This is a genomic window from Pontibacter lucknowensis, assembly GCF_900156415.1.
Lineage (GTDB): Bacteria > Bacteroidota > Bacteroidia > Cytophagales > Hymenobacteraceae > Pontibacter > Pontibacter lucknowensis.
On record NZ_FTNM01000005.1, the window covers coordinates 100,937 to 122,621 of the forward strand.

At 47.6% G+C, this 21,685-nt stretch carries 22 protein-coding genes; 4 read left to right on the forward strand and 18 right to left on the reverse strand.

Annotated features, from left to right (window positions below; genetic code table 11):
* Positions 1-13 precede the first annotated feature (13 nt).
* The 8 genes from BW972_RS15400 to BW972_RS15440 form a co-directional block, all read right to left on the reverse strand.
* Positions 14-373, reverse strand: coding sequence for a hypothetical protein (locus BW972_RS15400; protein ID WP_076422777.1), 360 nt, complete (start codon positions 371-373; stop codon positions 14-16).
* A gap of 179 nt (positions 374-552) precedes the next feature.
* Positions 553-810, reverse strand: coding sequence for a hypothetical protein (locus tag BW972_RS15405; protein ID WP_076422778.1), 258 nt, complete (start codon positions 808-810; stop codon positions 553-555).
* A complete protein-coding gene (locus tag BW972_RS15410; RefSeq protein WP_076422779.1) occupies positions 807-1,340 on the reverse strand; it encodes a terminase small subunit in 534 nt (177 codons plus the stop codon). Before BW972_RS15410 ends, BW972_RS15405 begins: the two co-directional genes overlap by 4 nt.
* Positions 1,341-1,352: 12 nt before the next feature.
* On the reverse strand, positions 1,353-2,264 hold the full coding sequence (locus BW972_RS15415) for a BT4734/BF3469 family protein (protein ID WP_083674209.1): 912 nt from the start codon (positions 2,262-2,264) through the stop codon (positions 1,353-1,355).
* 113 nt (positions 2,265-2,377) lie between these two features.
* The gene (locus BW972_RS15420; RefSeq protein ID WP_076422781.1) at positions 2,378-3,715 is read right to left on the reverse strand and encodes a YfjI family protein; all 1,338 of its coding nucleotides are present in this window, start codon (positions 3,713-3,715) and stop codon (positions 2,378-2,380) included.
* A 314-nt stretch (positions 3,716-4,029) separates the two neighbouring features.
* The gene (locus BW972_RS15430; protein WP_076422782.1) at positions 4,030-4,356 is read right to left on the reverse strand and encodes a helix-turn-helix domain-containing protein; all 327 of its coding nucleotides are present in this window, start codon (positions 4,354-4,356) and stop codon (positions 4,030-4,032) included.
* 143 nt (positions 4,357-4,499) lie between these two features.
* Positions 4,500-5,423 carry a hypothetical protein gene (locus BW972_RS15435; RefSeq protein ID WP_076422783.1) on the reverse strand — a complete coding sequence of 308 codons (924 nt, stop codon included), beginning with the start codon at positions 5,421-5,423 and terminating at the stop codon, positions 4,500-4,502.
* 12 nt (positions 5,424-5,435) lie between these two features.
* A complete protein-coding gene (locus BW972_RS15440; protein WP_076422784.1) occupies positions 5,436-6,665 on the reverse strand; it encodes a site-specific integrase in 1,230 nt (409 codons plus the stop codon).
* A gap of 344 nt (positions 6,666-7,009) precedes the next feature.
* Here BW972_RS15440 and BW972_RS15445 point away from each other — a divergent pair, with 344 nt between their 5' ends.
* On the forward strand, positions 7,010-7,237 hold the full coding sequence (locus BW972_RS15445) for a GIY-YIG nuclease family protein (RefSeq protein WP_143732111.1): 228 nt from the start codon (positions 7,010-7,012) through the stop codon (positions 7,235-7,237).
* A 64-nt stretch (positions 7,238-7,301) separates the two neighbouring features.
* Here the strand turns inward: BW972_RS15445 and BW972_RS15450 are convergent, their stop codons facing one another.
* A complete protein-coding gene (locus BW972_RS15450; RefSeq protein WP_076422785.1) occupies positions 7,302-9,029 on the reverse strand; it encodes an SIR2 family protein in 1,728 nt (575 codons plus the stop codon).
* Positions 9,030-9,450: 421 nt separating this feature from the next.
* Between BW972_RS15450 and BW972_RS15455 the strand changes: the two genes are divergently transcribed.
* Positions 9,451-9,891 carry a DUF2267 domain-containing protein gene (locus BW972_RS15455; RefSeq protein WP_230392341.1) on the forward strand — a complete coding sequence of 147 codons (441 nt, stop codon included), beginning with the start codon at positions 9,451-9,453 and terminating at the stop codon, positions 9,889-9,891.
* A gap of 67 nt (positions 9,892-9,958) precedes the next feature.
* On the opposite strand, the gene cysK is transcribed toward BW972_RS15455, so the two are convergent.
* The 6 genes from cysK to BW972_RS15490 all read right to left on the reverse strand — a co-directional run bounded on the left by cysK (position 9,959) and on the right by BW972_RS15490 (position 15,507).
* Entirely contained in the window at positions 9,959-10,876 is a 918-nt protein-coding gene (gene cysK, locus BW972_RS15460) for a cysteine synthase A (protein ID WP_076422786.1), read from the reverse strand.
* Positions 10,877-10,890: 14 nt separating this feature from the next.
* Positions 10,891-11,733 (reverse strand): serine O-acetyltransferase, encoded by an 843-nt coding sequence (locus tag BW972_RS15465; RefSeq protein WP_007652047.1) that lies wholly within the window; start codon positions 11,731-11,733, stop codon positions 10,891-10,893.
* A gap of 203 nt (positions 11,734-11,936) precedes the next feature.
* On the reverse strand, positions 11,937-13,103 hold the full coding sequence (locus tag BW972_RS15470) for an MFS transporter (protein ID WP_076422787.1): 1,167 nt from the start codon (positions 13,101-13,103) through the stop codon (positions 11,937-11,939).
* 677 nt (positions 13,104-13,780) lie between these two features.
* Positions 13,781-14,281 (reverse strand): hypothetical protein, encoded by a 501-nt coding sequence (locus BW972_RS15480; protein ID WP_076422789.1) that lies wholly within the window; start codon positions 14,279-14,281, stop codon positions 13,781-13,783.
* Positions 14,282-14,513: 232 nt separating this feature from the next.
* A complete protein-coding gene (locus BW972_RS15485; RefSeq protein WP_076422790.1) occupies positions 14,514-15,008 on the reverse strand; it encodes a hypothetical protein in 495 nt (164 codons plus the stop codon).
* Positions 15,009-15,012: 4 nt separating this feature from the next.
* A complete protein-coding gene (locus BW972_RS15490; RefSeq protein WP_076422791.1) occupies positions 15,013-15,507 on the reverse strand; it encodes a hypothetical protein in 495 nt (164 codons plus the stop codon).
* 128 nt (positions 15,508-15,635) lie between these two features.
* On the opposite strand from BW972_RS15490, the gene BW972_RS19660 reads away from it, so the two are divergent.
* Positions 15,636-17,609: a peptidylprolyl isomerase gene (locus tag BW972_RS19660; RefSeq protein WP_083674210.1), complete on the forward strand. Its 1,974-nt coding sequence runs from the start codon at positions 15,636-15,638 to the stop codon at positions 17,607-17,609.
* A gap of 73 nt (positions 17,610-17,682) precedes the next feature.
* On the opposite strand, the gene BW972_RS15510 is transcribed toward BW972_RS19660, so the two are convergent.
* Positions 17,683-18,327, reverse strand: coding sequence for a thioredoxin family protein (locus BW972_RS15510; RefSeq protein ID WP_007652064.1), 645 nt, complete (start codon positions 18,325-18,327; stop codon positions 17,683-17,685).
* Positions 18,328-18,558: 231 nt separating this feature from the next.
* Here BW972_RS15510 and BW972_RS15515 point away from each other — a divergent pair, with 231 nt between their 5' ends.
* On the forward strand, positions 18,559-19,524 hold the full coding sequence (locus tag BW972_RS15515) for an NAD-dependent epimerase/dehydratase family protein (RefSeq protein WP_007652065.1): 966 nt from the start codon (positions 18,559-18,561) through the stop codon (positions 19,522-19,524).
* Positions 19,525-19,548: 24 nt separating this feature from the next.
* Here BW972_RS15515 and BW972_RS15520 read toward each other — a convergent pair whose 3' ends face one another.
* A complete protein-coding gene (locus tag BW972_RS15520) occupies positions 19,549-20,478 on the reverse strand; it encodes a DUF1684 domain-containing protein (RefSeq protein ID WP_076422792.1) in 930 nt (309 codons plus the stop codon).
* 87 nt (positions 20,479-20,565) lie between these two features.
* On the reverse strand, positions 20,566-21,627 hold the full coding sequence (locus BW972_RS15525; protein WP_159439864.1) for an AraC family transcriptional regulator: 1,062 nt from the start codon (positions 21,625-21,627) through the stop codon (positions 20,566-20,568).
* Positions 21,628-21,685 lie beyond the last annotated feature (58 nt).

Below are 21,685 nucleotides of genomic sequence, written 5' to 3' on the forward strand. Positions count from 1 at the left end.
GATAGTGAGATAATCATACCCTCACTAAAAGAATGCTATCTGGATAATAGCCAAACTCCCTTTCATAAGCCTTACAAGCGGAATCAAAAGATTCCATTGCTTCCAATCCGCTTCTGTTATCTGGATCCAAATAGTTCAGGTATCCAAAGCCTGCATAGCTTCCAACTTTAGGAGCGGGTCTTACCCAAAGTTTAGCTTGGAACGGCTTTACACGTCTGACAGGTCCATCATAAACGAATTCAAAAGGCCTACCTACCATTGCAAGTCTTATCTGCTTCTTCTTTTGGTAAATATCCTCAGATGCCCTGCCACCAATCATAAACAGCCTTGTCGTATTGCTCTGCAAATACTCCCGTAGTTTGAGCTTATCCATCCTAATCTATACCTATTACTTCCAATGCTTCTTTTTCCTACGACGTGGGTTATACCCGTGCAGGCTACGTCCAATGAACTTCTTTTGCTTGTCTAACAGCCACCAACCGGCAACAACTGCCGGCAGTGACAAAATCACATGATACCATTCCATGCAAGGCAGACAACGGAATGAAGCGATTAGTTCTCAGGGATGGCATCTCCTAATCTACGGGCTTTCTCCGGAACGATAACATGCGAATTCCCTTGTACCCTTTCCTTAACCTGCTCCATTGTCAGGTAGCGTACGTCATCGATTAAATAAGAACCATCATCCTGTACATACACAATGATAAGATTATAGCCCCCTTTAGCTCTATTGAGTAGGTTAGCGGCCTCCTTACCGGATACATTGCCATTCACTATTTGCTTCAGTATGCTGCGTTTCTGGTCTTTCATAACCGATCATTATTACTTTTTAACTTACTTAGCAGGTCTTCAATTAGCTGATCCAGCCTTTCCGGTGGCAGCTTGTCAATAATATCTGATGCCGTTACATAGCCACCCAAATGCTTCATTAGCATATCAATGGCTGTTAGCTTGGAGTGCAGCTTTACCTTTCGGGTTATGCCTGTAGTGCCTGTGATTTCACTTATCTCCACTATACAGGCCCGCTCTGCTGCTGAAAGCTGATCCAATGGTTTAGGTTCTTTAGTAACAGGATCCAGTAAATCAGGAACACTTGCAAAGGCTATCTTAGCGAGCTCCTGCACCAATGCCTTTACCTGGACTCCTGTTTCATCCGCTACCTGCTTTTGCAGCCGCTGCACCTCCTGCTGAATACTAACATTGGCTAACAGCCGTGCTCCCTGCTCATTGGCTGTCTTAGAGCTGTAACCAGCTCTAATAGCAGCCTGTGTAGCGTTGCTATCTTTGATGTACTCAAGGCAAAACCGCTGCTGTTTGGGTGTTAATGCATTATTTTCCATGCTGATGATTGTTTAAACTTCTCCCCGCTTCAATAACTCCTTATAATTGATACCCTTATCTGCACAGCGACTAAAGAAAGTGCCTATTGCGGCAATACCATTACACTTAGATAAGCATCTATCATATTGCCTATCTGTTTCCCTTTGGCTGTACTTTGGATGGAATTGGCTTACCTGATGGAAATATTCCCGCCCGCTTTCGCCAAACGTGCTGGCAAAATTGCAGCCAATGGGCAACCAGTCCTGATGGTAGGAGGTGGTAACATCTATCCCCTGCCTTATAATCTCACTAATACAGGCTTCAACTTTTGCTTGGTCTTCTGTTGGGTTACCTGTGGTGGTGGCATGGTACTCTTGCTTAGGCGCTTTATATCTCCCTCGCAATGGTTTAGCCCAATGGTTAAAGTATGCGTTAGGATCATAACTGTAGAACCGTGCACTGGCTATGTTGCGGGGTGCTGTGTCAAGCTTCATACCCATTGATGAAATCTCTCTATACAGGTATTCAAAATGCTCTGTGTGATGGGCTGAATCGTAAATACTTACCAACCCCCATAAACCCCGCCCACTTACGCTAAGTCCGCAATACGCCACGTATGGCAGTGTTGCCAACATTTCACGGGCTGCATCAAGATCTTTCATAGCTGGGTTTTCTTTCTCATCAATATCAAACTGTATTAAGCCACTATGACTTTTGCAGTTTCCTTCGTTCCGGTATGGGAATATCCCTGATGGTGTAATTACTGGCAGTAGCCGCCTTTTCAAAATACTTCGCTCAGTATCATACTCTTCATTCCTGATGGCCAGCACTTCTTTGGCGTACTTATCAGACGTTAGCCATGTACACAAATTCACCGTTGCCATACCGCTTGGTATGAAACATCTTTTAAAACAAGATACCTGTACATTTAAAACACTTTCCATAATGCTTATCAATCGATTTTTACAGATTGTGCAGGTATGATATTATTGATACTATTGATATTATTAAGTGCTGAAAGTGTCAGGAGTATCAATAATATCACACCCTGCACTTTTTAGAATTTCTTTGAGTATTGCCCGTGCCTCTCCTTTATGAACAGATCAGAGCGTTGCAGTAGTCGCTTAAAGGTAACTGCTGGCATGTCCTCACTGTGAGCAATATTTAACCCTGCTTTAGTGTGGAAATTGTCGGGTAATAGGTCGTATACGTTGCGCTGCACAATGCTCAATCTGTCATAAGGAGTACTATTTAGTATGCCTTGTACCTTTAATCCTGTCTGCCTGAAATACTCCACTAATAGAATAGCCCGCTCCACGGTATCAGCCTCAATGTACTCCCGTGCGCTTTCTCCTGTGGTATAATCCAACATTTGGAGTATTAGTGATAACCGGATTAGATACACCTCAAGCTTTGTGTATAGCCCTGCAATACTCTCAGATTCAGTCCCATTGATCAGGTCAGTATTGGTGCGATTCCAATCGTTCAATACTGCTTTAGCTTTAGAAGTGAACTTTAGAAGCTGAGGTTTGGTATTACCTTCACCATCTGTTATGCCTGATAGGTCAAGCAGATTAGATAGGTATGTAAACCAGTTCTGATTCACCTGCGGGTGCAAATCCTTTTCACTTGGATAAGGCTTGTTCGAGCATTCTGGTATGGCAAAAAGCATTCTATCCATAAATCCATTCCGACTACGGCTGTCTTTCGCTAAATCGGTAAGGATGCCGTTCTGAATAGTGCCGCAAACTGATATGAAAGGCTTTTTGATCAGAATGGGATTATCTCCTTTGCGGTCAATTACAATAGGCTTTCCACTCCAGTTACTAAGCCAAAATTGCTCTTCACTGCCTTTGCTATACCTATCAAAATTCTTAAACCAACTGGCTAATTCATCTGCATACACACCCAGACCTCTTAGATTATGTTCGTGCACTTTAGTCAGTGCCTCCGGTGTAAAGTCCTGCACAATATGCTTCTTTAAGACTGGTTTAGCTGGCTCTCCCTCGATCCCCTGCCCTCTTCTCTCCTTCTGAGTGAGGTTCATGACGCTTTTAAATGCATCATATTCTTTCTGATAGAAAGTATAAGCTTCACCATCTCTCTCAAATATTGGTGAAAGAGCCCATGTGAGTGGGTGGCTTTTATTTGAACCTGGTCTGCCTACGAGTGCCATGTAAATAACTGGGCTTTCCTGCCAACCTCGTTTGACCTCTACTTTGTGGGTATTCCCTATGGCTATTGAGGTAGCATAAATCATCGCAGCTACAGAATAATCTACCGGGAATTGGTAGGCATCCTGCAACATTTCAACCATGTATTGCAACTCCTTAGGAAGAGCGTGTTTAGGAAACGTATCCCCATTGGTGGGTGTATGATTGTTTAAACTATCCATCGCTAAAACAGGCTAAGTTGAGAAGATGAGTTAGGTGCTTTTTCGGGGTCGGTAGTTAGATACCATGCCCTGAAGCCTGTGAGCTTACAGTTAGTGCGTGTTACTTCCCATAAGCGGCCAGCTTTCTCAAGATCTCGCTTATAGCGTGTGATACACTTCTGAGGGATGCCAGTTTCTGCAGAAACCATTGAGGCTGTGGCTACATGCGACTGCAAAAACTTAAATATGGTTTGCAGTTGGTTTAGGTGGTTGTTACCTTTGGTCTGTCGAGTTACCAAAGATTGCATGGGGGTTAGGTTATGTTTCCGCATAGCTTAACCCCTCCTTTTTTTACGTCGTGCAGATGCAGCCAATGCTAATGTAGCATCATCGCTGTTCTTCTTAATAGTCTGTTCTTCTACCCAGTCTGTTAATTCCTTACGACTAAAAATAAGCCTGTTTGAATACCGCTTGTGAGGTATGTCATTAGATGAAGTGAGTTTGTAAAGCTTAGACTTACTAAGCCCTGTGATCTCTACTGCTTCATCTAATGTGCAGCGGTCTGGTTTGGGGGTGGGTGTTGATGTTGGGACTATTGCCCTTGCTACTGCTCTCTGAATTAGAGTTGATAGCTGATCTGCTGTTGTTACTATCAGTTCCATAATGTACTTGATTGATTTCCAACAAAGTACGCTATGGGGTTAGTGAGAAATTTAGTGAGTCATTACTTTAATTCGCACATTAAATTATTGATAGTCAAACAATTGAAATTCTAAACTAAAATAATTAGTGAGTCATTAGTGAGTTACTTTTCAATTGGTGGCATTACCTGATCCAACTTCTTTAGAAACTTCTTTTGAGGGTCACTTTTGTGAGGCTTGTGAAACAATTTATTGTGGATGTTCTCGTATGTTCCATAACTCAAGCCATGACGATCTATAAATGGTCTTACCCATTCATATTGGAACTCAAAACCATCTCCTCCCAAATCGTGCATTCTCCGTAGGAGTCCACAAAACAATTCTTTCTTCCCACTCTTGATATTTAGTATGCCTATAGGATTTTTAGCAAAGACAAGTAAGAACTCACCCAGTGGTAATTCTTCCCAGAGATCACCATCAAATGTACTATAGATTATTGCAAGCAACCCTGATTTTACAACGTACTTATCTGTAGCACTTTCATCCTTTATTAGAGGTAATTTACTGCTCTGAAAACTACTGTTTATGGATTGATCAATCTTATTAAGTTCCTGATCTTCCCAATGACAGAACTCCACTAAATCATTCTTTAAGACAGCAGGTGGATATGTCTCTTCAATATTTGAGAAGTTGAAACTAAGCTTAATCTTAGGCAATAAGTCTCCAGTTATTTCATCAACGCTAAAATCAAGCTTGATCATAGTTGCACTTAGACGTTTAAGCACGAACCATTTTGTAAAAGCTTTTACCGTTGGGGTAATACGGTACCTATCCTGTAACCACAAAACAATACCTTCTTTTAGTTCTTCAAACTCTTTAGCAATAACATTAGACTGCTGCTCAAACCATATCGAGTACCTCTCAAAAAGGGGATGAAGTAGAGGAGTTACTTTGCTGGGCTCTAACGCAATACTTAGGCTTTTGTCACCTTTGATAATTCTAAATATGGCGTTCCCATCATTTGCAACGTGTAGCGCCCAGTTAACTTCTGTTCCTACTGAATTTTGCCAATCCCTTAAATTGTTCATCTATATTTCTTCTTAGAAGTTAGTAAGCAATGCAGCGTTCTTAACTCGCTCTTCCTGCTCAAATGAGGCTAAATAGTTCTCAGTAGTCTTCAGGTCGTTATGGCCTAAACTCTCTGATATAAAGGCTATGTTTGCTCCTGATCGCTTCAATACTGTAGCGTAGCTGTGTCGGGCTGTATAAGTGCTGATGTTAGGTATACCCAGCTTCTTGCCAATGGCTTTAAGCTTGGTATTCATGAGCTTTGTGATATTTTTGATCTTAGTGCGCTCTTCTGCTGGGCTTTCTTCACCTTGCAGGATAGGAAACACAAATGTTTCAGGGCTTTCCTCTATGTTTCCCCAGCGGTCAATAATACCCTGCATTTCTGGTAAAAGGGTGGCGTGTATTAACTTCTTCTTCTTCGCTTTCGCCAATGTCTTCTGCCGGTAGAAACATACCTCCCCATTGCGGATGCTGGAATATCTTAGCTTACAGATATCAGTGATGTTAGCTCCGTTGCACAGGTAGGAAAAAAACCAAAGATCCCGGCATTTCTCTATTGTGTCGGTTTCGCACTCGTACTGTACAATCTTCTTGATATCGCTAAGGGTTAGGGCAATATTACGGCCTGCATGCTGTGGAATTTCATAGCGGCCTTTACCAAATGGGTGTTGAGCTGGCTTGATGATACCTGCGGCCTTTGCGTCATTGACAACAACCTGCAATGCCCGCATGTACATGGAAATAGTGGTATAGCTCTTACCCTCATCCAACAGATACTGCTCGTATTGCCTTAGCCAATCTATTGTGATATGTTTAAACTCTGTCTTCTTGCCTTTCCTGTACAGCCCGATGCTCCTAAGCGTGTACTTGTACCAGTCTGAAGTACTTATCTTACCCCGTGCCTTCAACTCTTCTATCTTAGCCGAGAACGCTGCATCTACAGTACTGCTCTGTCCTTTGCTCAACTGTGCTTGCAAGTTATCGATACTAAACTGATCGTTCTTAATTAGCAGCCTTACCGTTGCTTCAAACTCATTAGCAAACTTCTGTATAGATTCCCGAATGGCTTTCAACTCCCGTGCCTTTGTGGTCGGTAGCTTTTCCCAGTCTTCAAGGGTTAACCTTTTCCCTGTCGAATAGTAAGCTCGCTGCCGTTGGTGGGTTACCCTAACCTTAACAGGACATAGCCCATCTGCGTTGGCTTTACGGGTTTCAAGTATGGTGGCTAACGTTACGCCACTGTCAGAGAATTCAAACATACATTCATGAATTATACTGTGTATCCCTCCAAAGGGGGTCACACAATGGTACACACAAATGTATAAAATAAATGAAAATACGAGAAAGGATATATTAAGTAAATTTATGTGTTACGGAGTCATAACCAAGCATTTACAGATAAAATAGAAAAGGATGAATACTAAGGAAAATACCAATCTTCTGCATGGCATGCAAGAGGTCATCGGTTCGACTCCGATATTCTCCACACTGATAATCAAACCCTTACGTCAAAAACGTAAGGGTTTTTTATTTAGGGCCTATACAAATTGCACACAACTATGCCCTATACCCGCTACTCTGAGATAACGGACCACTACTATGTGTGCAGTTGCAGTACAGGGAGATTAGGCTGGCCCAGCACAATGCTGGACGGAATACCTCCACCAAAGCAGGAGCACCGTGGACACTCAGGTATAGCGAGACTTACCCCATCACGCAACTCGCCCGCAAAAGGGAAGCAGAGATAAAAAGAAAGAAGAGCCGCAAGTACATCGAGCCGCTGATCAAGCTGGCTAGCACAACTCAGAGGCTTTTCATGTTCACCAGTTAACTGGATACTTACAACAAAGGCAACCTATACAGGTTGCCTTACTTATTATATGGCCTTCTATCCTCTAGAAATAATAACCAGAAAGCTTGTCAAAATATTCTTTGAATTTCTTCTCTGTATGCTTCAGGTCTGCTATATCAACAAAGAGAGAAGAAGAAAACAGGTTTTCAGCCTCTTTGTGAGTACCTAGTTCATTAGCGATTTGTTCAAACGGATGTTTGACGCCACTCTGCTTTACTCTATACCCAAACCTGCCAACAGGAACCCGCCCTTTACCCATTTTCTTGGTATGAGCCAAAGCTAGCAGGTACTCAAACATATCGAATATGTTTTCATAGTCCTTACTGTGCGGCAGGAAAGAATTGAAAAGTGGTTTCAGTTCTGAGAACAACAACTCAGACATAGGCACAAGCTGCCTGTTGCCAAGGGCTTCCCGCAGCGTGTCATAGTCCAATACTTTAGCCGCATTGACATGATCAAGGATAGAGGCTTCGCCATACCTTAGGTGGGATGTCATGGAGAACATCTTAGACAACAACTTGTAGTCCTTCTTCATGATGCTGGCAAGCCCGATGCTGTAAAGGAAGATAAGCCCTGGTAGCGTTTCGAGATCCAGCCATACGCCTCCTTCCTCTTCTCTCTCTTTTGCAGACGTGAAACAGGCTAGGCTGTTAAGCCAGATTGAATGGTGTTGTTCTTTACCCCAGTAAACCCCATTTACAAATAAGCTGCTCAGAGAACTGCATTGCTTGAAATAATAATTTACCCGTGTCTTGATCTCTTCTTTGGCTGGGGTGCCAGCGACCGGCAAAGCATTGAAATTAAAGTTTATCCGATCAACTTCACTTCTTATAAGATCATGAAGTGATATGATCTGCTCATCATGCACGATAAACTTCTTCAACTTGGTCAGTGCAATCTGCGATGTTGAAAGATGTGCAGACTTAGTGGTTTCAAGCACCTCTATCTTTTCATGCAGTTCTTTGAAGAACAAGTCAGCATTGGTGATGCTCACAGCCTTCCCTCTTCTAATGTAGGCTAGTTCTTCCAGTTCATTACCAACCTCGTCTGAATACGTGAAGTAGTTAGAGAACCTGAACTTGTTTGAAGTTTCCAAAGCCTCCTTGAGCACACGATCACTCGTGGCCGTCCATCCGCAGGTGATCAGCCCAAAATTATCTGACACATAGCGCAACAGCTCCGACAGTCTTTCCTCGTACTTGTCTGCTTCACTCTTTACATTCAGGAAGCTGGAGTCCATGTAATCTCCGTTGACTTTAATGACGGTGACTCTGGAGTGAACAATAGGCAGGGAGTTTACGATATGGCCGGGGCAGCTTATCACAACAGGCTCTATACCGATGCATCTCAATGCATTTTCTACCAGCCTGTCGAGGGTAGTTGTGATGATTACCCGCACATAGCCTTTGCTGACTAACCGGGCAATTGTTTGATGGGCAAGTGTTGGCTTCTTCAGCCCCTCCTCAAGTTCGGTTTCGTTAGGCTCAAAATATCTTCGCAAGAGGTTTTGCCGCTCCGTCTCAGTGTTCGTAAGCGGCTCCAGCAGGCTTGCATAGCCCGGCCTTTCTCCAAACCGCTTAAAAAACCATTCCTCTGGTTCCGGCTCACAATTCGCATTCTCCAGCACAGCTATCTGCCTGATCAGGTCCAGGGCTATGTCACTACCCGTAGGTATGCCTGCACCGCTGGAAACACCAGAGCCTAATAAGAGCGCAAATGCACCTTTGTTATTATATATCGAATGAGCTACCGAGGAGACTTGGGCATTCATAATTCACATTGCTTCAATACCGGTACAATATATAGATAATTTTATACTAAAACCACGGAAATTATTTTCATTCTACCAGCTCTACAATTTTGACTGATTAGAGTGCCCCTAATTGGGTATTTTGGCCTTCCTGCATTCTTTTATCTATGTAAAATGTTTATAACCACTATACTTATACCTGCCGCTACTTCCATGAGAGGGCCAGATTTACTCCTCAAAATCAGTCGTTATCAGAAGGTGTGTATTATCCGACATCCCTTAATTCCAATCATACAGCACATTTATAAGCTATGGCGCAAACGCAACTCCATTTTATACCAATACGCCTAGACTGGTTATACCTGAGGGGTTAAATATTCCGGAACATGCCCCCATACTGCCCGTACCATATAGGACGCAATGCTTAAAGAAGGGAGGATCTATGTCAATGCCATTTAATTTTGAAGATAACATCAAGAACGCGACAGTAATGCTGCAGGACGTAGCTGCAGAGCTGCAAACAGATGACCTCAACAAAGCCGGCCGCATTTTCAGAGCCGTGCTGCAATCTATACGGGACAGATTACCTGTAAATGATGCCGTACAATTTGCCGCACAGCTGCCTATTTTCTGGAAGGGCATCTACTTCGACCAGTATGACACATCCAAGGTGCCAGTCAGGATACGGGATGCGAACGATTGGATCAATTACATCCGCAACAAGAATGCTTTTGCGGCTAATAACGACTTTCAGCAGGATGAAGAAATCACAGCGGCCTTCCGGGCTGTCTTCCGGGCTCTGCAGCGCACCATGACCGACGGACAGCTGGAGAAAGTGAAGCAGTCGCTAAACGAGGACATCCAGGAACTGCTGGCTGCCTGATAAAAAAGCTGCGCCGCCTGCTGCTTAGAGCAACAGGCGGCGCAGCTTTTTTAGATATGCTTTTGCGTTATACAAACAATCCCTCTACTGACAGGTAGCGCTCGCCTGTGTCGTAGCAAAAGGTCAGCACCCTGGCACCATCCGGAATTTCTTCGTCCAGTTTCTGCTGCACCGCTGCTAAAGAGGCCCCTGAAGACACTCCCACAAATATTCCTTCTTCCATAGCTACTCTCCTGGCATAATCGTATGCATCGTCAGCTGCCACCGTTATCACACCATCCAGCAGACTGGTATCCATTATACTGGGCACAAACCCGGCTCCTACACCTTGTATCGGGTGCGGGCCCGGCTGGCCACCGCTCAGCACCGGCGAGGCGGCTGGCTCTACAGCGTATACCTTCAGATTGGGGAAGTGCCGCTTCAGCACCCTGGCCACACCAGTTATGTGCCCACCTGTGCCCACCCCGGTGATCAGGTAATCAAAGCCTTCCGGAAAATCAGCCATAATCTCCTGTGCTGTGGTTTCGATGTGAACCTGTGTGTTGGCTTCGTTGTCAAACTGCATGGGCATCCAGGAGTTATCGTGTTCTTCGAGCATTTCACGTGCCCGGTCTATCGCTCCCTTCATACCTTTTTCACGGGGTGTCAGCTCCAGCTTGGCCCCATAAGCCGCCATCAGCCTGCGTCGCTCAATGGACATGGACTCCGGCATCACCAGGATCAGGTGATACCCTTTCACAGCAGCGACCATGGCCAGTCCGACTCCGGTATTACCCGAAGTGGGCTCAATGATCACGCTATCCTTTTTCAGGACACCTCTTGTTTCGGCATCCTCTATCATAGCCAAAGCGATGCGATCTTTGATGCTGCCGCCCGGATTAGCACGTTCCAACTTCATCCATACTTCCGCTTTGTCTTTAAACATGCGGTTGATCTTCACATGGGGCGTTTTGCCTATGGTTTCAAGTATGCTATGCGCTTTCATATTTGTATCTTTTTTTAAATTGAAAAATTCAGAACATCGGCTCTGTCTTCGTAGTAACTCACTTTTATTTGTGGGCGGTGGTACACTCTTGCAAAAGGAGGCACACTTTCGGTCAGCCACACATTTCCCCCTATGATGCTGCTGTGGCCCACCACTGTATTCCCACCCAGTATGGTCGCTCCGGCATAGATGATCACATTATCTTCTATGGTAGGATGGCGTTTGAGGTTCGCCATTGATTTTTCTACACTTAGTGCTCCCAGCGTTACACCCTGGTATACTTTCACATTGTTGCCAATGTCGGCTGTCTCTCCGATCACAACGCCGGTGCCATGGTCTATGCAGAAGCGGGCTCCTATGCTAGCTTTGGGATGGATGTCTATACCTGTCTTGGTATGTGCGTAGGTAGCGAGCACGCGTGGCAGCAATGGCACCTCCATACGGCAAAACTGATGGGCCAGCCTGTATACGGCCACAGCAAAAAAGCCTGGGTAAGTGCGGATCACCTCGTCTACGTTCACTGCGGCCGGGTCACCTGCCTCTATGGCAGCGGCATCGTCATTGAGCTGGCGCTGTAGGTCCGGCAGCGCCTCAAAATAAGCATCTGCTATTTCATAAGGTTTGCCGGGCAGGCGTTCTTCTATTCTGTACAGAATCTTCTCCAAATCAGCACGCAGCAGCATGGCGTAGGCTTCAACTTCAGACCGGGAACTAAAGGAGCGCTCCGAAAGGGATGGAAAGAGCAGTTGCAGCAGGCCATCCAGAAAGGCGCAGCTCATCGAGTGTGGCACTACGTGGCGGGACTGCTTGTGCACAGCCGTCAAGTGTTCAATAAAAGCCTGGCTGATTGCTGTCATAATGCAGAAGAAACTAAGTAGCCTGATTAAAGTTTAACTGAAGTATATACAGTAAATAGCTATACGGGCAGCTGTGGCCTGTGTCTATGATTAACGTGAAATACCGGCTGGAGTAGTGTAGCGCTCCGCTCAAAAATAGAGGCCCCTACCTGAGGAGACCTCTCTGCAAATGCTAAAAGGACAAGGGCTATACCTGTGATTATCTACTTTCGGTCCTTCACCACAAAGTTGAGGTATAAAAACCCTAGCAGAGCAAAGGCCCCTCCTGTCCAGAACACCATGCTGAACCTGGAAGCATCGTTGGCATAGATCCAACCGGAAGCCAGCGCGCCAAACCCTATACCTGCCTCGAGGGCGATGTACATGGTGGCCATTGCCCGCCCCCGGTGCTCCGGGTGGCTCAGATCAATGGTCCAGGCAAAGACTGTCGGGGAGTTCATGCCTACGGCTACACCAAACACAGCCGCAGCGAGCAGAAGCTCTGTAGCCGTGCTGGCCCAACCGATCAGCCCCATGGCCACCACCAGTAAGGCGGAGCTGATTTTCAGTACCCGGATACGCCCATACTTGTCAGAGGCCCTGCCAGCCAGGAAACGGATAGCTAACGATGAGAGTGTAAAGCTGGTAAAGAAGAGCCCTTTGTTCTGAATACCGAGATGCTCACTGAAGTCAGGAATGATCGTCAGGATGATACCGAACGAAACCACCGTGAGCATCATCACAATGGAAGAATGCAGAACACGGGGTTCAAATATCTCTTTGCGGGAAATTTTGAGCAGTCCCATCCGGAAGCGGTTTGGGTTGTCCAGCGTTTCGTGCATGCGGGCTACGACGGCCACGGACAGGAAGGCAGCCGCTGAAGAAGAGTAGAACATGGCGTCAAGCGAAAAGCTATTGGCGATTGAGGCTCCCATGGCAGGTCCTGCAGCCATGCCCAGACTGCCCGCTAGCCCCAATAGCCCCGTTGCCTCTCCCCTTCGCTCCATTGGGATGATGTCGGCCACGTAGGCGGCAGTGCCAGTAGGTGTAAAACCTGTTGAAAAGCCGTGCACAAGGCGCAGCAGCAGGAACGCCGCTACCGTGCCGGTGATCGGGTACAGGAAGCCACACAATATACAGACAGTGCCCCCGATCAGCATGACAGGTATACGCCCCATCTTGTCGGCCAACTGTCCGCTGAATGGCCTGGACAAGCCAGCCGTCAGGGTAAAGAGAGAAATGATAAGCCCCTTATACTCAGCACCGCCCAGTTGTGTAATATAATTGGGCAGCTCCGGAATGATCATGTTGAAGCTTGCGAAGAAAAGAAAAGAGCTCAGGCACAGCAATCCAAATTGAAGTCCATACACACGTGTTTTCAGCTCGGCCATAGTCAGATTAAAGCCGCAAGTTCCGAAAACAATCGCTCCAAAACTATAGCCAGGATGACATGCTGTGGTTTGCCTAGCCAGCTAGTAAGTTTATTCCCCTGTGTTTAAGCCAGATTATGCGCAAAAAAAATAAGCAGCCCCTCGGGCTGCTCCAATGATATTTATAGCGGTCAATCTGAAGGTTAGTCGAAACTAGGGCATCCCTTCCTGTTACGCTTCTTTTTTACCAGGCCATCCTTATTATAAACTGATGACTTGAATGAAAAATATTCGGCTGTTTTCTTGCTGGATACTGCCTGTCTTTTGCTCTTGGTTATTTTCTCGCTCTTATCTGACTTTACTTTAGCATCAGCAAAACTGGCGAATGACAAAAACATCAGGGCACTAATTAAGGCTGTATAGAATTTTAGTTTCATTAGCTGGTTGTTATAGGTGAGAGAAGACTATCTATTGCAATATTAAACTTAAAATATATATTAAAAAAACTTTCAGTTATATTTTTTATTTACATATTACAAAACAACCACTAAATTTTCCATGACACTCTAAAATTGGAGCACGAATGTGAGTGGTGAAGCAGTGCTTGAGTGCTAAGAATTCGACCGGGAAACGCTGAAAATAAGAACCATCCCGAAAGAGAGGTGGCCGGCATTGGGGGGGAGCAAGAGATAAGGAGCTTATATATCTGCAACCGGTTTTGGGACGTTGAACCGGACACCGTTAACAGCCACATTGCGCTCCAGCGCTGCTAGCTGCAAACTAAGAGCCACCTGACTGGCCACGTTTTGACTTTCGATATCAGACAAGAGCAGTGATTTCTGTTGACCGCCATACAGGTCAAAAAGCACACAGTGATCACTCAATTGCACTGCAGCTATCGTGTTCCAGTTCAACCTGTTTTCCTTGTTGTAAAAATTAAGTCTGTAACTGATCGTAACCGGAGATATGGCTACAAAGGCGTTTTTGAGGGGCACCTTATCAGCACCAAGCGCCACCAGGTATAGCCCAGCCAAAACAATAATGATGGCTGCAATACCCCACAACCAGCGTATTTCATCTATCAGTATGAGATTGTAAAGAGATGCCGAGCCGCCTCCGCTTGCCATGAACAGCCCTAACCAAAGCAGCCGGTCTTTGATCTTACGCAGTTGTCGGGCTGTATAAAGACTGATGTACATGGAAACGATATTGGGCTGATGGACTTAAGGCAATGCCAACTCAAAATGTCAGACAAGGAAATGCTGCAAAAAGAGGCATTAAAATTGAATTAAAGTAAAATACGATTGACACAAATACAGGTTTAATTTTAACTAAAATAAATTAAACACAATTTATATTAAGTATTCGAGATTTATTTTAGATGTGTTGAGTCTGCTCAGAGATGTTGCAAATGCTATAGGTTAACAGATGCTATAAACTTACGTGCTGCGCACTTACTGGCACCTGGTTCACCTCCACGTGCTGTTGAATGGCTGCTAATTGTATGCTGACGCTTACATGATTGGCTATTTCGGGGCTCTGAATGTGCCCTAGCCGCATGATCAGTTGTTCACTGTCTTTCAAATCAAATACCAGCGCATGCTCCGATGCCTGAATGCTGTCAATGGCATCCCAATAAATGGTATGCTCAGCACCGTACAGGGTGAGTCTATAGGCGATACGCTCTGGGGTCATGGAGAAGTAAGCGTCTTTCAGGCGGACGTAGCTGGCGCCAACGGCAAATCCCAGCGTCCCGATAATGCTGACAGCCAGTGCGCCTCCTGCCCAGCTCCAACGCACCTCTTCACGGGCAACAAACTCTCCGAACAAGGCTGAGAGGCCTCCGCAGAGCATCAGTATACCTATCCAAAGCAACACTCGCTTTGTCTTTTTAAGCTCTTTGTTTGGGTATAGGTTTACATACATAGGATTAGTTTTGCGTCATTTCAATGGTTATTTCCTTATCGGCTGCGATCCGAATCAGTTCGGCACGTATGCGCTGGAGCGTTTGCTCATGGTTCACTGCATCCAGGGAAATGGCATGCTGCTCTCCGTTTTTCAGCTCAAATGTCAGCGTATGGCTGTCTAGTGCCATGCGTTCTACTTCCTCCCAATCAAAATCGTGCTCCCGCTGCATGAACCCAAGCCGGTACCGCAGTCCCAAAGCCGATATGGTAAGGTGACGCTGATAGCCCGGGTTATGGTCGAGCCACACCGAGATCATAAAAAGTGCAAAGGGCAACAGACTGAACAGGTAGAGGAAGGTCATGGCTGAGTGGAAGTCCTGCACAGCGATGAGCTGGTACAGTAACCAGCCATGCAATACTACTGACAGCAAGGCAAGTACAAGCAGCAGACGCTCCATTTGCGACCGAACGCCATAAGGTCTGGAAAACAAACGTACGCTAATGCCGGTGTGCTGCATCGTAGGGTATAACTTTAAGAGATCAATATACTAATTATTACATAGTTACCAAAGAAATTTATACCAAAACATTAAAACCGGACTATATTAAAGGCATTTAGTATATTGAAAGCGCATAAGCCTAACAGATGAAAAAAAGCTATACCTTCTTACTTGCCTTTGGCCTTTTTGCGGCCTGCCGGCAGCAGCCGCAGCAAAGCGCTCCCATGGCTACCGATACACAACAGCAGGGCATAAACAAATTTGCTGACTCTACCCTTCGGAAGATCTATACCTTACAAGACGAGCGTAAAACCGCTGAATTGCTCAACTTCCTGAACCACCCGACATTGCAGTACCGTCAGGAGGCAGCGCTTGCCTTTGCTTCGGTGCAGGACACACTGGCCATACCACAACTTTTGACATCTCTTTCTGACACCAGCGCAGCGATGCGTGTTGCATCCGCCTACGCACTGGGTCAGATCGGACATAAAAAAGCCCAGCAGGCGATGATCCGGCATCTGCAACAGGAACAGCGCCCTGCGGTGCAGGCAGAGGTTTTGGAAGCAATCGGCAAACTGGCTGACAGCGGAGGACTCAACTTCCTGGTAAATTATCGGGCAACAAACGAGACAGCAGAGGCCGGACAGGCATGGGGATTGTACCGGGCTGGCCTGCGGCAGATCAGCAGTGCACAAGCTGTGGAACGTGCCGTGCAGTGGCTGGCCGAAAGCAAGTCGTATGAAGTGCGACTGGCTGCCGCTCACCTGCTGGCCCGCACCCCCAAGCTCGACCTGACACCCTACCGCCAGCAACTGACCACCGTGGTTACCTCAGATGAATCGGCGGATGTGCGCATGACGGTGGCACAGGCTTTCTCCAAGGTAAATGCCCGTGACAAAGCAGCGCTACTTTCCGGCATCGTGCAAAGCGACCCTGATTACCGCGTGCGCCTGAGTGCGATCCGCTCCATGACAGGACTTGAATTTGAAGAGATAGACGAAGCGATACTGGCTGGCCTGACCGATCAAAATATCAACACGGCAGTGGCCACGGCTGAATTTCTGCAGGCTAATCATGCCGGTGTGAACACCAGTACGCTCCGCAAGGCGCTCAGCCAGGTAGAGGATGGCCGTGTGCGGGCAGGTCTGATCTGGGTGATCCTGCGCAACAGTCCCGACAAGGCTAAACTAAGTCAGGAGTACCAGCAGCTATACCTGCGCACCGAGAACCCTTACGACAAGGCGCATCTGCTCAAGGCACTCTCTGCTGACTACGGCAACTACCAGTTTATCGCCAAAGAAACCTTTGCCGCTTCCCAACCGGTGATTGGCACCTATGGCATGGAGGCACTTACCGCCATGCGCCAGCAGGCCGATTTCCCCAAAACCCTGGAGCAGGACTTTGCCGCTATCTTTAAACAAGGTATAGCCTCCGGCGACGTATCGCTGGCAGGCCTGGCGGCTGGCGTGATCCGCAACTCCAAACTCAACTTCCGGGAGGTTTACAGCGACCATACCTTCCTGACCCAGGCGCAGCAGAAACTCGTGCTGCCCCGTGACATGGAAACCAATATTGAGCTACAGAAGACCATCGATTATTTGAGCGGGAAAGAGCAGTCTGAAACTCCACAGAATCCTTTCACCCACCCAATCGACTGGCAACTGGTGCAAACCATTCACCCTGACCAGCAGGTGGTGATTGAAACTGAGAAAGGCGTGATCTCACTGGAGCTGTTTGTGGAGGATGCCCCGGGCTCAGTGGCCAATTTTGTAGAGCTGGCAAACAAGCAGTTCTTTGACGGGCTGTACTTCCACCGCGTGGTGCCAAACTTTGTGGCGCAGGGCGGCGACAAGCGTGGCGATGGCTGGGGAAGCTCCGACTACTCTATCCGATCTGAGTTTGCCCCATTACACTACCGCGAAGGTTACGTAGGCATGGCCTCCGCCGGAAAAGACACGGAAAGCAACCAATGGTTTATCACGCACTCTCCTACTCCACATTTGGACGGCCGCTATACAATTTTCGCGAAGGTGGTAGAAGGTATGGATGTGGTGCACCAACTGGAGGTGGGCGATAAGATAAGGCAGGTAAATCTGATACTGCGGGCTAAGACCCGTTAAGTTTGTAAAAAGCAGGCACAAAAAAAAGCGGTGACCTTATGTTAAGGTCGCCGCTTTTATATGAAACGAGCTATTAGAATCGTTCCACTGGCTGTTCTTCAATTTTCTGCAAGTGGCCCCACTGTGGAATCAGCTGTTTGAATTCCTGTAGCAAGGTTTTGCTGCGGTCTTTGCCATACCAACCATGTAACTTCTCTACAAATTCGTTGTATGGTACTTCCTGGGTTTTCATATCCATAAACAGCTTCTGGGCAGGTTCAGGTCGTGGTCCCCAGGTACCTAGTTCTTCCATGGTTTCGGCGTCAAGCACGATCAGCTTTGGTATAGAGCGCCCTCCGTTGGTGAGGTAGGCATCCATTACTTCCGGATGCTCGTCACGCAGCATCAGTTTCACCTCAATCAGGGGCGAGGCATCCGCTATTTTTACCAGAGCCGGCACTGTTTGGGCTGCATCACCACACCAGGCTTCCGTCAGGATCACCCATATCATTTTATTCTGCACACTCAGCATCAGGTCCACCATTTCGTTGTCGAGCACGGTGGTTTTCTCGACGCGGCGCATGCGCTGGGCGTTCATGCGGGTATACTCTACCATAGCCTCAGAGTGGTTTGTTCCTGTGGTTTTATTTTCTGCGAGCAATGTGTCAATTAACTCGCGGTATTGGGTATAAGTTATAGCTTTCGCCAGATGTTCACTCGTAATTACTGTTTTAGACATAGTCTCTGTTATCATAATTTTTTGTTTAAATTTTCGCGGAACTATATATTAACAGATAGATGTTCACATAAGTTCCTTCACCATAGGAGTCCCCCCGCCCTCCCTTTTATTTTACCCCATTTGCACTGAATTGTTTGCATTTTCTGTCAAGCGCTTTGCAGAATCGGTCAAGTACAACAGCAGTTTTAAGCCCCATCTTTGCAGCATCATAAAACTTATAACACCAACGCAATGAACAAATTGGACAGAAATTTTCTCGTACTTGGCGCAACCGGCAGCATTGGCTATGCCTTTACACAGGTGCTTCTGGCGCAGCAGGAGCAGGTCACCATCCTGGTACGGGACCGTGATAGAGCATCCCGCCTGTTCGGCACACAGGCCGGACTCACCATTGTGCAGGGCGATGCGCAGGACAAAGAGCTGCTGCATGACTTAGGCCATAAGGCCACGCATATTTTCCATGGCATCAACTACCCTTATGACAAGTGGCAAGACAACATGGAGCGTGTGACACAGCATGTCATTGCTGCTGCAGCCGTTAACAAAGCCACGATCCTTTTTCCGGGCAATGTGTACAACTATGGCAACCTGCAGCCTGAAATAAAGGAAAACTCCCCGATGCAACCAAACACCCGAAAAGGAGCGCTGCGTGTGCAACTGGAGCAGATGCTGGGAGCGGCGGCACAGCAGGGGACTTGCCGCGTGCTGATCCTGCGCCTGCCCGACTTCTGGGGACCCAACGTCATGAACGAAGGTATAGCCCCGATCTTCAGGGCAGCCTTGCAAGGGGAGGCCATGCCCTGGCTCTACCGCAACGACATACCGCACCAACTGGTCTATACCCCTGATGCTGCCCGTGCCTTTTATAAACTACTCCAACTGCAGCCAGACACTCCCTACCAGGTATACAACTTCGGGGGCGAGGTGGTGCCCAGCATAAAAGCCTGGCAAGCGCAGACTGCGGAGGTAGCCGGCACCAAACCAAAGCACAAACTGCACAGCAAGTGGCTGTTCCGTTTGCTCGGCCTGTTCATGCCCATGATGCGCGAGATTGCCGAGATGGGCTACCTGTGGGAAAACACCATCCTGCTGAACGATGAGAAGCTCCGGCAGACCCTGCCTGACTTTAAGCCAACCCCGATGAGGAAGGCCATTGCCGATACCCTGGACTGGTTCAGGAAAGAATCAGCTGCCTGACCATAAACCAAGCGAGAAGGCAGCCTAATACTCTCCGTAAGATTTCTCTCCTGCCTCAATCATAATGGGCAGAAAATTCTGTCGCGGAGGCAGCGGACAGGTTGCATAGGACACAAAGTCGCAGGGCGGGTTCGAGGCTTTGTTAAAGTCAAGCACTGTAGTGCCATCTGGCCCCGGCTTGGCCGCATAGAGATAGCGGCCTGCCCCGTAGGTTTCGATGCCGTTTGTTTTGTCAGCAAAGATGATGAAGAGTTCTTCCCCTTCCCACAGCGCGTCCAGCTGATACTGCTGCCCGTTCAGCGTGAAAATTAGCGTACCTGGTGAGTCCTGCATAGACGTTTGCCCAACCATGTTGGTAATGGCGATCTGCTTCGGGGTGGGGTGTGCCACGAAGCTGGCCATAACACGCCAGTCTGCCTTCACAGGGAAGCGCTTTATACCTTTGAAGTGCACCAGGACGTCGTTCTGCAGGTCACGGAGACGGATGCCATACCTGTCACCTCGCTTGATCACAAACCAGGTCAGCGTACCGTGCGTCAGTTTGGGCACTGAGTCCATGCCGGAGGTATAAAGCAGCGCCTCACGCACTGGTTGCCCTTTTAACAATACCTCCACTCCCGGGTTGATGCTGGTGGTTACTGTGTCGCCTTTCAGCGTGATCACGCCAGCCTTACCCGAGATCTTGCCTTCCGGAAAAGTCAGCGTGTTGTCAGGCCCGCTGCCGAAGGTATTATCGCCCTCCTGCAACCAGAACAAGCCCGCCAAAGTGAGCCAGCCGTCTGGTGCCTTCAGCTTTGCCTCCCGCTCCTGGTGCCACTCATCTACACTAGCCACATAATCGGGAGTAGTTTCTGCCTTGTTATTGGCGGACTCGTCAAATTCAGCGCATCCGCCTGCCAGTATTAGTGTGATGAACAGAAAAACAGAATAAAAAAAAGGTTTTGATCGGAGCACGGGTATTAGCTGGGTAAAATATGCGATTCCGCTAATTTAATAAAAAATAATGGCTGAACATAGTTTTTAAGCAATTCAAAGCCTGAGTCAGGCCTCAGCTAAGCTTTGCCGGTAGAGTTGCGGCGGGAGTCCGGTCCACTTCTTAAAGGAGCGGCTAAAAGCGCTTGGCTCAGAGAAACCGAGCAGGTAGGCCACGTCTGCCACGGTATGGTGTCCGCTCCTGAGGTGTTGCTTGGCAAGCTCCTGCCGCACACTGTCCAGCACACGCTGGTATGTAGTTCCCTCTTCACTTAGCTTTGCCTGTAATGAGCGCACACTCAGGGCCAGACTGCGGGCCACGCTGGTCACATTAGGCTCCTCCCCTTTCAGTTGCCGGGCCAGTTCGCGCTGCACCCGCTCTGTCAGCGAGCGCGGTTCACGCAAGCGCTGCAGGTACTCGTTTGCATACTGTTCAAAAAGCAGGTTCAGCTCAGGGTTGGCACTGACCACCGGCTTCTGCAGCCAATCCGCCTCGAACACGAAGCCGCTGTAGGCAGCATCGAACTCCAGGGTTGTAGTTTTCCCGAACAGGCGACGATGCTCCCGAATGCTGTCAGGCAGTGGGTAAGCAAACATGACTTTGCTGTGTGGCAGCTCCTGCCCGATCAGAGCCTCGAAGGCATTCTTATAGATCACCATTTCGCAATCGATCGCATACCGGGGCTCGCGCAATGCCGGACTTATGACCTCCAGCAGCACATGCGCCTCCTGCCCCCGCAATTGCAGACTGGTCCGTATACCTTCGCACACGATATCCTGGTACATGCAGAGCTTGCGCAGCGACTCGTGCAGGGTTGGGGCGTTCATCATCACATAGGCGATGATACCTGCCGAGGTCGGGTTCAGGGCCTCGCCCACATGCAGTGCCAGATCAGGATTGGAAGTGGCCCTGACAGCTGCCTGCCAGAGCGCCACCATCTGGGCAATGGTAACACGACCATGCACATCCTGTAACTGCTCTGAGTCTATACCTGCCACCTCACATAAGGCCGCTGCATCCTGCCCCTGCAGCGTGAGCACGTGCAGTACCAGGTTGACTGAGTTAGCGCTTAAAGTATGGTCAGGTGCTTGCATGGTTTCTTTCTGAAAACCGAAGTTACACAATCTCATAAACAGGTGCTGCATCGCAAGCGCAATAATTATCTGACTAATATTTTGCATTTTCGTA

Bases quoted from the DNA above. Each gene is read 5' to 3' on its own strand.
- BW972_RS15485 (WP_076422790.1), bottom strand. From the start codon at position 15,008: ATGTATGTAAACCTATACCCAAACAAAGAGCTTAAAAAGACAAAGCGA.
- BW972_RS15450 (WP_076422785.1), bottom strand. From the start codon at position 9,029: ATGAATGCCCAAGTCTCCTCGGTAGCTCATTCGATATATAATAACAAA.
- BW972_RS15470 (WP_076422787.1), bottom strand. From the start codon at position 13,103: ATGGCCGAGCTGAAAACACGTGTGTATGGACTTCAATTTGGATTGCTG.
- cysK (WP_076422786.1), bottom strand. From the start codon at position 10,876: ATGAAAGCGCATAGCATACTTGAAACCATAGGCAAAACGCCCCATGTG.
- BW972_RS15420 (WP_076422781.1), bottom strand. From the start codon at position 3,715: ATGGATAGTTTAAACAATCATACACCCACCAATGGGGATACGTTTCCT.
- BW972_RS15430 (WP_076422782.1), bottom strand. From the start codon at position 4,356: ATGGAACTGATAGTAACAACAGCAGATCAGCTATCAACTCTAATTCAG.
- BW972_RS15490 (WP_076422791.1), bottom strand. From the start codon at position 15,507: ATGCAGCACACCGGCATTAGCGTACGTTTGTTTTCCAGACCTTATGGC.
- BW972_RS15465 (WP_007652047.1), bottom strand. From the start codon at position 11,733: ATGACAGCAATCAGCCAGGCTTTTATTGAACACTTGACGGCTGTGCAC.
- BW972_RS15455 (WP_230392341.1), top strand. From the start codon at position 9,451: ATGTCAATGCCATTTAATTTTGAAGATAACATCAAGAACGCGACAGTA.
- BW972_RS15435 (WP_076422783.1), bottom strand. From the start codon at position 5,423: ATGAACAATTTAAGGGATTGGCAAAATTCAGTAGGAACAGAAGTTAAC.
- BW972_RS15400 (WP_076422777.1), bottom strand. From the start codon at position 373: ATGGATAAGCTCAAACTACGGGAGTATTTGCAGAGCAATACGACAAGG.
- BW972_RS15510 (WP_007652064.1), bottom strand. From the start codon at position 18,327: ATGTCTAAAACAGTAATTACGAGTGAACATCTGGCGAAAGCTATAACT.
- BW972_RS15515 (WP_007652065.1), top strand. From the start codon at position 18,559: ATGAACAAATTGGACAGAAATTTTCTCGTACTTGGCGCAACCGGCAGC.
- BW972_RS15525 (WP_159439864.1), bottom strand. From the start codon at position 21,627: ATGAGATTGTGTAACTTCGGTTTTCAGAAAGAAACCATGCAAGCACCT.
- BW972_RS15410 (WP_076422779.1), bottom strand. From the start codon at position 1,340: ATGGAAAATAATGCATTAACACCCAAACAGCAGCGGTTTTGCCTTGAG.
- BW972_RS15405 (WP_076422778.1), bottom strand. From the start codon at position 810: ATGAAAGACCAGAAACGCAGCATACTGAAGCAAATAGTGAATGGCAAT.
- BW972_RS19660 (WP_083674210.1), top strand. From the start codon at position 15,636: ATGAAAAAAAGCTATACCTTCTTACTTGCCTTTGGCCTTTTTGCGGCC.
- BW972_RS15415 (WP_083674209.1), bottom strand. From the start codon at position 2,264: ATGGAAAGTGTTTTAAATGTACAGGTATCTTGTTTTAAAAGATGTTTC.
- BW972_RS15440 (WP_076422784.1), bottom strand. From the start codon at position 6,665: ATGTTTGAATTCTCTGACAGTGGCGTAACGTTAGCCACCATACTTGAA.
- BW972_RS15480 (WP_076422789.1), bottom strand. From the start codon at position 14,281: ATGTACATCAGTCTTTATACAGCCCGACAACTGCGTAAGATCAAAGAC.